The organism is Polyangium fumosum, assembly GCF_005144585.1.
Classification (GTDB): domain Bacteria; phylum Myxococcota_A; class Polyangia; order Polyangiales; family Polyangiaceae; genus Polyangium; species Polyangium fumosum.
The window spans coordinates 1-11,801 of the sequence record NZ_SSMQ01000052.1 but is presented as its reverse complement, the minus strand read 5'-3'; the positions used below and the strand labels follow the sequence as shown (position 1 = coordinate 11,801).

13 protein-coding genes are annotated in these 11,801 nt (G+C 65.0%); 11 read left to right on the top strand and 2 right to left on the bottom strand.

What is annotated here, in order from left to right:
* Positions 1-80: 80 nt before the first annotated feature.
* From E8A74_RS36230 to E8A74_RS36210, 5 genes are read left to right on the top strand one after another with little or no spacing between them, the layout of a single operon-like run.
* The gene (locus E8A74_RS36230) at positions 81-779 is read left to right on the top strand and encodes a hypothetical protein (protein WP_136933660.1); all 699 of its coding nucleotides are present in this window, start codon (positions 81-83) and stop codon (positions 777-779) included.
* A 4-nt stretch (positions 780-783) separates the two neighbouring features.
* Entirely contained in the window at positions 784-1,296 is a 513-nt protein-coding gene (locus tag E8A74_RS36225; RefSeq protein WP_136933659.1) for a hypothetical protein, read from the top strand.
* Between the two features lie 18 nt (positions 1,297-1,314).
* Positions 1,315-2,493, top strand: a complete 1,179-nt coding sequence (locus E8A74_RS36220; protein WP_136933658.1) for a hypothetical protein — start codon at positions 1,315-1,317, stop codon at positions 2,491-2,493.
* Between the two features lie 12 nt (positions 2,494-2,505).
* Positions 2,506-2,907 carry a hypothetical protein gene (locus E8A74_RS36215; protein ID WP_136933657.1) on the top strand — a complete coding sequence of 134 codons (402 nt, stop codon included), beginning with the start codon at positions 2,506-2,508 and terminating at the stop codon, positions 2,905-2,907.
* 2 nt (positions 2,908-2,909) lie between these two features.
* Positions 2,910-3,578, top strand: coding sequence for a SpoIID/LytB domain-containing protein (locus E8A74_RS36210; RefSeq protein WP_136933656.1), 669 nt, complete (start codon positions 2,910-2,912; stop codon positions 3,576-3,578).
* A 13-nt stretch (positions 3,579-3,591) separates the two neighbouring features.
* Here E8A74_RS36210 and E8A74_RS36205 read toward each other — a convergent pair whose 3' ends face one another.
* On the bottom strand, positions 3,592-4,548 hold the full coding sequence (locus tag E8A74_RS36205) for a hypothetical protein (RefSeq protein WP_136933655.1): 957 nt from the start codon (positions 4,546-4,548) through the stop codon (positions 3,592-3,594).
* Between the two features lie 66 nt (positions 4,549-4,614).
* Positions 4,615-4,854 carry a helix-turn-helix domain-containing protein gene (locus tag E8A74_RS36200; protein ID WP_136933654.1) on the bottom strand — a complete coding sequence of 80 codons (240 nt, stop codon included), beginning with the start codon at positions 4,852-4,854 and terminating at the stop codon, positions 4,615-4,617.
* Positions 4,855-5,043: 189 nt separating this feature from the next.
* On the opposite strand from E8A74_RS36200, the gene E8A74_RS54235 reads away from it, so the two are divergent.
* The 6 genes from E8A74_RS54235 to E8A74_RS36170 all read left to right on the top strand — a co-directional run bounded on the left by E8A74_RS54235 (position 5,044) and on the right by E8A74_RS36170 (position 11,375).
* Positions 5,044-6,075: a hypothetical protein gene (locus E8A74_RS54235; protein ID WP_211365526.1), complete on the top strand. Its 1,032-nt coding sequence runs from the start codon at positions 5,044-5,046 to the stop codon at positions 6,073-6,075.
* Positions 6,076-6,080: 5 nt separating this feature from the next.
* Complete coding sequence (locus E8A74_RS36190; RefSeq protein WP_136933653.1) at positions 6,081-7,166, top strand: hypothetical protein; 1,086 nt, start codon at positions 6,081-6,083, stop codon at positions 7,164-7,166.
* 44 nt (positions 7,167-7,210) lie between these two features.
* The gene (locus tag E8A74_RS36185; protein WP_136933652.1) at positions 7,211-8,350 is read left to right on the top strand and encodes an RNA polymerase sigma factor; all 1,140 of its coding nucleotides are present in this window, start codon (positions 7,211-7,213) and stop codon (positions 8,348-8,350) included.
* Positions 8,351-8,861: 511 nt separating this feature from the next.
* Positions 8,862-9,173 (top strand): hypothetical protein, encoded by a 312-nt coding sequence (locus E8A74_RS36180; RefSeq protein WP_136933651.1) that lies wholly within the window; start codon positions 8,862-8,864, stop codon positions 9,171-9,173.
* 22 nt (positions 9,174-9,195) lie between these two features.
* The gene (locus E8A74_RS36175) at positions 9,196-9,537 is read left to right on the top strand and encodes a hypothetical protein (protein ID WP_136933650.1); all 342 of its coding nucleotides are present in this window, start codon (positions 9,196-9,198) and stop codon (positions 9,535-9,537) included.
* Positions 9,538-10,271: 734 nt separating this feature from the next.
* Positions 10,272-11,375 carry a DNA cytosine methyltransferase gene (locus E8A74_RS36170; protein ID WP_170229633.1) on the top strand — a complete coding sequence of 368 codons (1,104 nt, stop codon included), beginning with the start codon at positions 10,272-10,274 and terminating at the stop codon, positions 11,373-11,375.
* Positions 11,376-11,801 lie beyond the last annotated feature (426 nt).

The window sequence follows — 11,801 nt, the reverse complement described above, 5'->3', positions numbered from 1 at the left end:
CTCCCGTCCCGGCGCCGGCCCCCAACCCCAAATCCTCTGGCCTCTTTCGCTGGTTTCACCAGGATCGGGACCTGAGTCGCGTGGGCGCGGACGCGCTCGATACGGCCAAGCGCGGGGCATGGCTCGCGCTCGACAAGAAGACGCGCACGCGGCAGTTCCGCGCATTCGTCGTGATGTCCCTGCGCATCGCGCCGCTGTCCTGGCGACCCGTTCCGCTCGGGCAGCTCGGACCGCACCTCTACAGCACGCCGGAACGAAATGCCGCGGGTTCCGCCATTGCACGAACGCTCGTCCTGCTCGCGCCCGAGAACATCCGCCCCGGCTCCGACATCACGACAGAGGAGGCCGAGCCGCCGCGGGGCACGATCGAGACGGGCGTCATTCACGTCGTGACCATTTTGCTCGTGACCGCCGTGGCCATCGCCGCGGCGTACCTCGGCAGCATGGTCGCGCAGGCCATTCACGCCGTGAACTTCGACGACGAGGTGACCAAGCGACTCCTCGCCGCGCAGGCCCGCGCGATGGAGATCCTCTCGCTCCACGTGGAGCGCGAGCGGATCGCGGGGCGCGAACTGCCCTTCGATGAGACCGAGAAGTCGATGCTCCTCGCCCTGGAAGACATCCAGCGACGCCTCGCGACGCTTCGCCAAAGGCCGCTCCCTTCACCATTCCAGGGCGCGACGGAGCTCGTCAAGGCGACAACGAACTTCCTTCCCGTTGCACTGATCGCATTCGCAGCTTTCTTCCTTCTCAGGCAGCAGAACGAAAGGAGATCGTAAAGGCATGGCAGAAGAACAACGAGTCCGCGTCGACCGTTCCCTCGTGGCGGTTCCGCGTGCCCGGTTCCGGCGCCGGGGAAATGGACACATGGCGCGCGACGTGGGGAAAGGATTCCTCTACACGGCGCTCGCGGGTGGAGTGGTCGCTCTTCTGGCAAATCTGGATGATATCCGGAACAGCAAAGAGGTGAAAGACCATTGGTGGCTGATGCCGGTGGCGTTGGTCGCGATTGGTTACATGCTACGCAAGCGAAAGCATGCGCATGCGGGGGCGGTCATCGCGGTGGGCGGGGCCATGTTTGCGCTCGCGTATTTGGCACAGCAAAAGGCCACGGCTGCACAGGCTCCCGCCGGTCAACAGGCCGTTTTCAGAGGAGGCGACACCGCGGCCCCCGGCGGCATGCTGCCGCCCGGGCCGCAAACGGGCTTCTGGCTCCAGACGTCCGATGGTCGCTTCATTCGATTGCCGAACATCTCGCGGCGCATGCCCATCAACCGGGCGCAAGCCGCAATGTGAGACAGAAAGGACTGACCCATGAACGACCCCAGAACGGCGCTCGACATCTTGCGAGAATCCGACCAGGAGGGCGAGACCGCTTCGCCCTTCGACGAGCAGGACGAGTCCGACACCGCCGGTCCCGGCGAAGAGGACGACAACGACACGGCCGCGCTCGAGCTCGAGGCCGAGGAGGAAGACACGGGCGACATTCGCGCGCTGCGCAAGCGCGGGAAGAAGCAGATCTCCCTCGACGAATTGCGCCAGATCCAGAGGCGCTCCCGCGCGCGTGGCCAGCGCGTCGGAGCGAAGAAGGTGCAGGCGCAGAAGCCGAAGACGCGTCCGAAGTTGCCGCCCAATTTCGTCCCGCCGAACAGCGGCGCGCGCGAGATTTTCAACAAGTGGACGGCGCGTGATGCCAAATTCGTCATGCGCCAGGACGGGCATTACTACTCCGTCGTCGAGATCCCGTGCAAGTGCCAGGGGACCGAGAAGCTCGCATGGCTGCACATCGCGAAGGGCGAATACATGCTCTTCAACGTGGCCGTCGGCGAGTCGATGACGTTCCTCGGCAACAACGCGACGGTGACGACGAACTGGACGAACCTCCAGCGCCCCTCGAAGAACACGTACAGCGACCAGGAGTTCCTGATCCAGTCGATCACGATGCAGGAGGCCGGGCTCCGCGTCCGGTACGATGGCGCTGAGATCGACAAGATCGCGGGCCTCGGCGAAGCGAAAGGCGTCCTCACGGGGCAGGCGTGGTTGTGGGACGATGCGGGCACGTTCTTGCCGAAGGAAATCTTCCACGATTTCAGCGGGGAGAACCTCCTGTACCGGACGCTTCGCCGCTCCGCCGTCGTTTACTTCAACTGGGACAAGGCCCGGACGGGCGGCAATGCCACGTCGCGCAAGGTGCTGATCGATCACTTGCGAAACGTGCCGGATACGAAGGTGCGGACGCTCTCCCGGACCTCCGGAGGCGCGGCCGTCTTGCCGGTACCGGATGGCTACGTGTTCACCGACAACCCTGAGCGGAGCGAGCATGGCGCCTTCTCGGCGATCATCCACATCCCGGAGGACATCGTCTTCCCGATCAAGCCCATCGATCTCGGGGGCGGCGCGCCGATCCGGCCGATCGAGGTGGGGCTGTACGTGCAACTCTCGCTCAACGGGATCGCATTCGAGCACCACAAGGGCTCGAACGTGACGGTCTGATAGGGGGATACCATGAGCGTGGCGGAGATCGACAGCGAAGCGAGGCAGAACATCGTCGAGACGGATCCGCTGTTCGGCGCGTCGACACATTGCATCGTGATCATGGAGCAGCCGCCATTGGTCGCGGACCAGCCACCGCCGCAGTGGCGGGTCTCCGCCACGCTCACGCTTCGCGACAATGTTCTCGGCAAGAACCCAGTGCAAGCTGATTTGCCTACGGTCGTCGTGGGGCCGTTGATTCACAAGCGGCAGGTGGTCGCGATGGCCAAATATCCCGCTCGGGTCGAGCGATGGTCGTTCCGGTTCGAGAGCGACGCGGGGCGGGCGACAGCGCGGGTTTGGCTGCATCCGGGGACGTCGCCCGTGACGGAGTGCGGAATCTTCGTGGTTGAGCACGGGTTGAAGAAGGGGTGAGGATGGTGCTCGGCGAGGAGCCCAACGAGGCACCGGAGCGCGTTCTCACGACCGCGGGGTGGCTCTCGCTCGAACGCGAATACGTGCCACGTGTCGTGGCAGGCGAGCATTTCCACGCGCATCCCGAGGCAAAGGCCACGCTTGCCATCGCGGCGCGGACGTACGTGCTGCGTGCAATGAGGGATCGGCCAACGCTCGGACGAACCACGCCGATCCCGAACGGAGAAAGCTTCCAGGTGTTCGCACGCGGGGCGACTGAAGAATGCGCGATCGCCGCGTCCATGACGCGCGGGATCGTTCTGCGCTACCAGGGGCGGATGATCCTCGCGAACCACGTTGCCGGGGCCCAGTGGAGGCGTGACGGGTCGCCTGGTCCCGACTCGACGAATACCGAGCGATGGGTCACGTATAATGTCGGGCGGCGCGGTCTCGACGTCGTACCCACGGGCCTTTCGCTGCGGTCACACCCTGGAAACCGTGGCTGTCTGGGGCAACACTGCGCGAACTGGCTGGCTGCGCAGGGGTACGACCACAGGACGATCCTGCGCTTCTTCTACGGGGAGGACATCGAGTTTCACGAACTCGGGAGCGGGGAGAGCCCGGGGCTCGGTCGGACGATGTTCGGCATTCTCGCGCTTGCCGTCCTTGGGGCGACCATGTCGCGGAGGTAGCCGCGCCGCGTCGTCACTCTGCGATGCTCGGATGGTTCATCCGCGCGAATCCCGAGAGCAGCGTCTCAGACAGGGGCTTGATGTGCTCACACGGCTTCATCTCCTCGCGCCGGAAATGCTCCAGTGCGAGGGCGAATCGGAGCATGTTGCGGCGTCCTGCACTCGCGCGGGGTTCACCAGCGAGGTCGCTCGGCCTTCCAAGGGCGAGCAGCGCTTGGCGAAAGCTCGGACCAGGCACCACAGCGCCATTCGAAACGAGCCACGTGAGCCCCACGTCGAATCTACCGAATGTGCGGGGAGGCGGAGGCGATGATATCGGCATGCTGATGCGCTCGCTGAGTGGAACGCTCTCCACCATCGTGCCGTGGCGCCAATCCGCGCCGTCGAACATCCAGACGTCGGAAATGTAGCCGCTGCCAGGCTCGCGCACGTCGACGAGGAGCATGCCTCGCACCCCCTTTTCCGCGTCGAGCAGGAAGAACGTCGCTGGCCCAGAGTACAGAATCCTTTTGCCGCTTCCAAGCTCGATTCCCGAGCCATTCGTCACAATGGCAATCTTCGTCTCGTCGACGCCTTCGGCCTTGTGAGGGACTGCCGGTTCGACCCTGCTGGTCGGCCCAACCACGACGTTCACGGTTTGCGTCTGGGTTACGGACGGCGCGGAAGATGCCGGCGGGGTGGACGGGGAAGCGTTTGTCCCCCACGTCACGGGCATGAGCGCCGCGTCGCCGGTAGCCGCATGGATGACCGTATTCGGCGTGGGGCCGCTGCACGCCGTGAGGCCAAGGGACATCGCGAGCATGAGAATCGTGGGGGACTGCATCGACGTTCCTCCGGTCGCGATGCTCCTCATCACGACGCATCGAGCAGTACCCCGCTGTGTGAACGAGGGCAGTGCGGGATTTCGGCGACTCCAGGTAGGCGAGATCCTGGTGTCTACGTCGCAGACGTGCGCGGCTACGCCCTGCACACGGGTTCCTGATTGACGGACATTTGATCATGATGCTACGCAAAGTCGTCCAATGCCGCAACGTGATCAGGGGACGCCAGCCCCCTCCTCGGCAGCCCGGATCAGCTCCCAAAGGCGGGTGTCGAGCGCGTTCGCGATCCGCACGATGTTCTGGATCGAGATGTTGCGTTCGCCCCGTTCGACGGACCCCACGTACGTCCGATGCAGCGCGCACCGATCCGCGAGTTCTTCCTGGCTCAGCCCAAGCGCCAGCCGTCGATCTCGGATGATGTGGCCTAATTTGCGCTGTAGGAGGGTCTCGTCCACGACGTCGGGAAAAGTAGCCTACCCGACGAGAGCGGCGAATCTACAGACTTTAGATAGCATGAGCAGGACGGGCCGACAGTTGGGCTCCTTTGCTGGAAAGGGCAACGGTTTGTCGTCGCGCTGCACCAGGAAGGAATGTCTTGCACATTTTCCGCACTTCCTGGTAGCCTGGGGTTCGTCCGAGGATCGATGCGCCGCGCCCACGCTGACCTGCTGACGATTGCCCTGGTGATGCTCGCGCCGCCCGCGATGGCGGACGACGCGCCGACGGCGAAACGCGTCGCCTTTCGGCTCGACTACCTCGCTCCCCCTGGGGCGAACTGCCCTGCAAAGTCCGCCCTGGCGGAGCTGACGAGCGCGAAGTACCGCTACGATGCCTTCCCGGACACAGCGCGCGCATCGCTGTCCGTGACGGTGCGGCGTGCCGGTGGACGCCTGGACGCGCTGCTCGTCGCGCGAGACGAACAGGGGGCGGTCCAGTGGGAGGAAACGGCGACCCCGCGGTGGAGGTGCGACGAGCTCGTCGAGGACGTGGCGCTCATGATCTACGCGCGGTTCATGACGATCAAGGGCGAGACACCGGAGGCGTGGACGCTCCTGGTCTCGCCGTCGGCTCCGCCAACACCCCCGCCGCCAACCGTGGCGCCTCTACCGCATCGGCGGGCTCCCGAGGAGCCCCTACGACTGCCCCCACCGCCCTCGACGCCTGACGCTCCGCCGTTTCGGACCGAGCTGTCTGCGGCGTTCGTCGTGGCTCCTCTCGACACGCCTGGCCTCGCCTTGGGCGGAGGTCTTCAGGTCGCCTTGCGATGGCCGTGGTTCTCGCTCGGCGTCGAGTTGCGCGGCGTCGTAGATCACCGGGGGGACGTGGACGATGTGCCCGTGCGGACATGGCTCGCGACGGGGGGTGTGCTGCCATGCCTGCGGATCGGTGAGCGGGCCCGTGTCTGCACCCCGCTGGCGGGCGGGTACTATCAATTCGTCATGGGGGACACGGTGGAACCGCAAACCCACGCAGACCAGCCCTTCGGTGGCGTGGGGCTGCGAGGCTCGTACGACGTACCGCTCTCCAAGAATGTCAGGCTGCGAGGATATGCCGAGGTCCTTTACAAGCTGCACGGAACCACTTTGAAATTCATGCCGCCGGGATCGGAGCGCGTGCTCTGGACGCCGCCCGGTGCATTGCCGTCTATAGGAATTGGTGTGATATGGAATCCGTAATCACTATGGGCAGAGTCCTGCTGATCGCCGTCGCCGGCATGGCCGCGGCATGTGGGAATAGCGAGTTTGTCATCGTCCCCAAGCTCGACGCAGGACTGGACGCCGAGGATGCCGGGGCAGACGCCGATACCGATGCCGGCGACGGCGGCATCGAGGCCAAAGCCTGCACAGGCCAGTGCGTCCCTTTCCGGCCCCTCGGAGGATGGAGCGAGCCGGTCCTCGTGGCGAAGTCACCAGGACCCCTCATCATCGAGTGTCCGCCCGATGCCCCCCACCACCACTTCACCAAGTACGCCCATCTCACGGCGGGACCGCTCGCTTGCGGCTGCGCCTGCAAGCCTTCGACGGGCTCGTGCACGCTGCCGACAACCACGACCGCAAGCAACGCGGCCTGCAACATTGCTGGCGCGGACCCCACGTCCTTCGACCCCCCGGCCGACTGGGACGGGAGCTGCTCGAACGCCAACGGCATTGCCGCGGGAAAACAGTGCGGCGGCAAGCCGTGCGTCGAGTCGCTCACCATCGGGCCCATGCAGGCCGTGGACGAAGTCTGCGAGGTCGACTACAAGCCGATCCTGACTGGGACTTCGGACGAGCCAACGTGGGGGCTCACGGTCGTTGTTTGCGAGGGATACCCGGAAGGCGGCGAGGGCGGGTGCGGATTCGGCGAGAAGTGCGCCCCCGCGCCCACGCCGCCGCCCGAGTTTCTGGTCTGCGTGTATCAGGCGGGGGACCTCCCCTGCGAGGGCGAGGACTACACCGACCGGCTCGTTATTTACAGCGGGTTCGAGGACAAACGCGGATGCACCACGTGCGAGTGCATGCCCGAGGTCGAGGGCAGCATGTGCACGGCGACGGCCTCGATCTACAAGGACGACGCGTGCGTCGATCCTCTGTTCCTCGGGTACTCGATTTCGTCCCTCAAGGAAGCATGCTTCGATGTGACCGTCCCGGGCTCGGCTCTTGGAAGCAAGTCGATCTCGAACGTTCAGTACCACGCGGGCACGTGTCAGCCGACAGGCGGTGAACCCATCGGACAGGTGGAGGCGCTCCGTCCCTCGACGATCTGCTGCCGTCCGAAGGCCAAGTGACGATTTGGGTGTCCCTCTCGGGCGCTCAACCCAATCCATAGAACGTGACCCGACGATTCGACACACCAGATGGTCCTCACGAGCAACTCGCGCAGCTTGCGCTCCGCGTGCCGGGATGGCTGGCCCGGCTTCCTCCGCCCTGGGGGCCCGTTCCGCTCACCGAGGTGGAGGACCTCGGGCAGGAGGTCCTGACGGTAGCCGTCGCGGGTTTGCCGCGGTACGATCCGGCGAAGGGGTCGATGGCCGTCTGGCTGTATGCGATCACGCAGCGCAAGGCGCGCGATTGGCAGGTGCGCGAGCAGTATCGCGGAGGATTTTCCGTTTATGAAGATGTGATTGCGGCGCCGAGCGGCGCGCGGAACCCCGAGGAGGCCATGGCGACAGCGCAGTACGTGCGACTCGTGCACGAGACCATCGGCGAGATGGACGCGGACCTTCGCGAAGTGCTGACGGCCGTCGAGCTCGGGGAGCTGAGCCACGAGGAGACGGCGCAGTTGGTCGGCGTCTCGAAGCGCACCGTCAAGGACCGACTCGAACGCGCGAGGGAGGATTTCACGCGGCGGATCAAGAGGAAGATGCGCGACAACGGCATGGTCGTCCTGCCCTTCGCGGCGGACGGGCTGTTCGCGTTCCTTCGCGCCCGCACGGAGGACGTTCCGGAGGAGCTGCGCGAGCGGCTGCGCGCCATCGTCGAGCAGGGACCCGGAGCGGCGCAACCGGAAGCGCCCGCGACCGCGCCCGACGGCGATGCTCCAGGCACCGGGCAGGCCGGGTCGGACGCGGCCTCGTTTCTCGGAGGAAACATCACGGGCGGGATTGTCGGAGCGGTCGTCGTTTATCTCCTCACGCGTCCCGTGGCGGTCATGCCCGAGGCCACGAGGAGCCATCTCGACGAGCGCATTCCCCCGGCTGTTGCCGCATTTCCTGTGACAGCGGTGCCGCCACCTGCGCCGCCGCCGCCTGCGCCGCCGCCGAGCTCGATGCCGCGTCCTGCGGATCCGGCGGCCGAAGCGCGGGCCTTGCTGAATCGGGCGGTGGGGGCGCTTGAGCAAGGCGACCTTGCGGACGCACGGGCGGCGTTTGAGCGGTACGATCGGCGGTTCCCGTCGAACCCGCTGCCCAAGGTGAGAGCGTTCGTCCTCGGCGAGCTCGTGAGGGCCGAGCGACCGCACCGCGCTCCCTGATCACTTTTTGGTGTCCCTCCGGGGCGACCAACCCAATTTTATCTATGTGCGCGCGCCTGAAGGCAACGCACGTAGCCGACAAGCGACCCGCAGAAGGGGGCGATGGGATGGTTTTTCTGGGCACAGCGTTCCATCGCCCTCTCCTGGGGGTCGTTTGTCGCCGATCTCAGGCGACGCCCATGGAGGAACCATGCATGCACTCCGCGACGTCGATGACGACGCAGCAACGACCGTGATGGACCGCTCGGCGGTTCCGCCGCAGAGCGGGACGCGGATGAGCGCGGCGCATTCCGAGCTGCCGCGCGATACAATCGTGGATCCACCTTCCCCTTGGAGCCGGGCCCGAGCGTTCGTGGGCGCCGTGTTCCTCCGCGTGCGTGAGCGATTCCGCAAGGCTCGGCTGTCGGATCGTCTCCCACCGCTTCCGCCTCCGCGATCCGCGCGAGTGACCCGCATCTCGGCCGGCGCAGTCGGTCATGATGAGCGCGGGGAGCTGCTTCTGCTTGAGCTCATGCGCGCGGATGCTGCCTACCAGGAGGCGGCGATCTACGTGGCGCACTACGCGGCGGAGCTCCGGAGGCTCGGGGAGGATGCGCGGGTCGAGGGGCTCGTACACTTCGCGCTGTCGAGGATGCGCGTGGATGCGGATGGGTTCGTCTCTGTCGCACGCCTGCGGGATCGGCTCCCCGAGCTTTCGTATTCAGGAGCGCTCCTGCCGGCGCTGCTTCGGCTGCAACGAAGCGGCATCATCATTTTGCTGCTGTCGACGAGCCTGGAAGTGGCTCCGCGACCTGAGCGGGTGCTGCTTCGGATTTCGTTGTGACTGCAAGGGGAGGTCGAGCACCATGGCGACTCTGCCGACCGAGTTCGTGTTCGCGAGTGATGGCACGATCTACGTCTACATCGAGGGCGAGCCGCCTCCGGGGCGGCGCGTGTTCGTTGGGTACGCGTTGACTGCTGAGGAACGGGCGCAGTACGGGACGCGTGGCTTGCTCCGGTGGGGGTGTCTCCAGACGCTCGCGCTCGGGAGCGATGGGCGCGTGTACGTCGAGGAGGGTGCGATCAACGCGGAGGGGCGCAAGGTGTTCCGTGGGTACGCGCTGAGCGACGAGGAGGCCGGGAGCGTGTTCCAGGAGTTCCACTACACAGCGCTGAACCTGACCGACGCCGCGCTGCGGGCGCGGTAGGTTTCGATCGCCCTCGTGGAAGCCGCACTCCGACGGTTCGGCGTGAGCGGTCCCGAGGTCGAGAATCTCCGCCAGGACGTGCTTCACCGCGCTCCTCACCCGTGATGCGGCGGAGCGCGCAGTGCACGTGAACCCGCGCAAGCCGGTCCTCGGGGGCGGCTGGAGCACGCGCCACCACGCGAAGGGGGTCGGCCGATGGCGATACCGACGGTTCGCCGCGAGCCTCCGGGCCGTCTGCACCAGCCAGCCACGAGCGCGAGCTGCTGGTGCGGCACATGCTCGGCGGCGAGACGCTCGCGGAGGGGCTCGGCGTGTGTGTCGAAGAGTGGCCTCCATGGGAGGCTGAAGGGCGTGTGCGCGGTGCTGCGCGGGGGGCCCACGCGTCGCAGGGCGTGAAAGGGGAGGCCGCGCCCGGGTTCCAGACTGCCTGGTTAGCATGAAGGTTCTCGGCCCCATCTCCTGGGCAGAGCCGGGCGGGGTATCGCGAGTTCGGGATCTGGAGCGAGCGCGGCCTCCGGGGGGCGAGTTTGCCCTGGAACGAGCGGCCTCGATCGACCCAGGCTCCAGCGACAACTCGCCCAGCGCCTGATCCCGGCAGATGCGCGCCGACCGTCTAAACTTTTCGCTGCCGCGACGAAATGTGGCACCCTACCGGGCCGAGCCCAGTCATGGATCGTGCACCCCTCAGGCAGCCCCCCGCCTTGCTCTCGGCCCCGTCCAGAAAGCCGCCAGCGGTGTCTAAACTGGTTGCGGTTGATCTGTTCTGCGGTGCCGGGGGGCTCTCTTACGCTTTTCACCGTGCCGGTTTCCATATCGCGGCGGCCGTTGAGAGGAATGCTGACGCCGCAGCCTCGTACCAAAAATCGTTCGTTGACACCTACTCACCCGAGACCAAGCTGCTCAACCATGACGTCAGTAGTCCTCAGGTGACCAAGGCGCTGGCACTGCGCGCGAAAGGCGCCACAATCGATGTCGTCATCGGAGGACCGCCGTGTCAGGACTTCTCGCCAGCGACGGAGCGCACCAAACGAGAAGGGCATCGCGCCAATTTGGTTCTTGAGTATTTTCGCATCTTAAGGCTGCTCGATCCTCAGGCATTCTTGTTTGAAAATGTTCCGGGAATGCTGACTGCGATGAGAGGAAAATACTGGAAGTTCGTGGTCAACGAGGCCCAAAAGCTTGGCTATTACATCTGTCACGATATTCTTCGTGCAGAGCGATTCGGCGTTCCCCAACGACGAAACCGCCTATTTGTCGTAGGCACAAAGCAGTCACTGGGGCCGTTGGCCTTTCCCATCGGGACCGAAACGCCGCGTACGGTGATGGAGACCATTGGTCATCTCTGCCCACTAAAGGCGGGCGAGGTTGGCGAAAGCGACCCAATGCACCGTGCCCGGAGTCATCGACCGAAGACCGTCGAATACCTCGCCACAATCCCAGAAGGCGGCGCCTGGCGCGATGCAGCCCGAGTCCTGAAGTGCCATAAAGATCACAATGGACACTACGATGTCTACGGGCGTATCAAGGGCGATAGCATCGCACCTACCATCACTGGAGGCTGCACCAACCCCTCCAAAGGACGTTTCATTCATCCAAAGCAGCACCGTGGGCTCACCGTCCGCGAAGCAGCGTTGCTTCAAACGTTTCCTCCGGATTGGATTTTTTGCGGAGGTATCGAGTCGCAGTCGCTCCAGGTAGGCAATGCCGTGCCGGTGAAGCTGGGTGAGGCGCTGGCGCTGACGTTGAAAGCGCTGCTGGACCCCGGTCCCTGCTGCTTATCGAAGCCTCACGAACTCAACCCCCACACGAGAGAGATGATGCCCGGTCTCTTGCAGTAGCTTTGTGGCGTAAGATTCTCGGAGCTGGCCAACGACCACAAACGTCTCAGGCTCGGAGACCGTTGGCGTCCCATCCGTGGCAACATCCACGGTGGTCGCGCGGAACGTACCGTCCGTGATACGACCCTGGTTTGCCACAAAGAACATGTACGGTTTTGGTGTCACGTTCGTGCCGCGTATTGTCACGACGCATTGTTTGCTTACGCCGTCGTGGTTCTTGAGGCGGAGAAAGACGAAGTTCATTGTCTCCGCTTCCTTGAGTGCCCTAAGCATCTTCGCATCATCGTAGGAGACTTCCACTAGAGCAACAAACGGTTCAATTCCACCTGAAGTTACGCGGCCTTGGCCAGCTCGCCCTCACGACGCTGGATGACCTCCAGGTTCAGCAGGATCCCATATCGGCGTAGGTCGAAGACATTGTTTCGG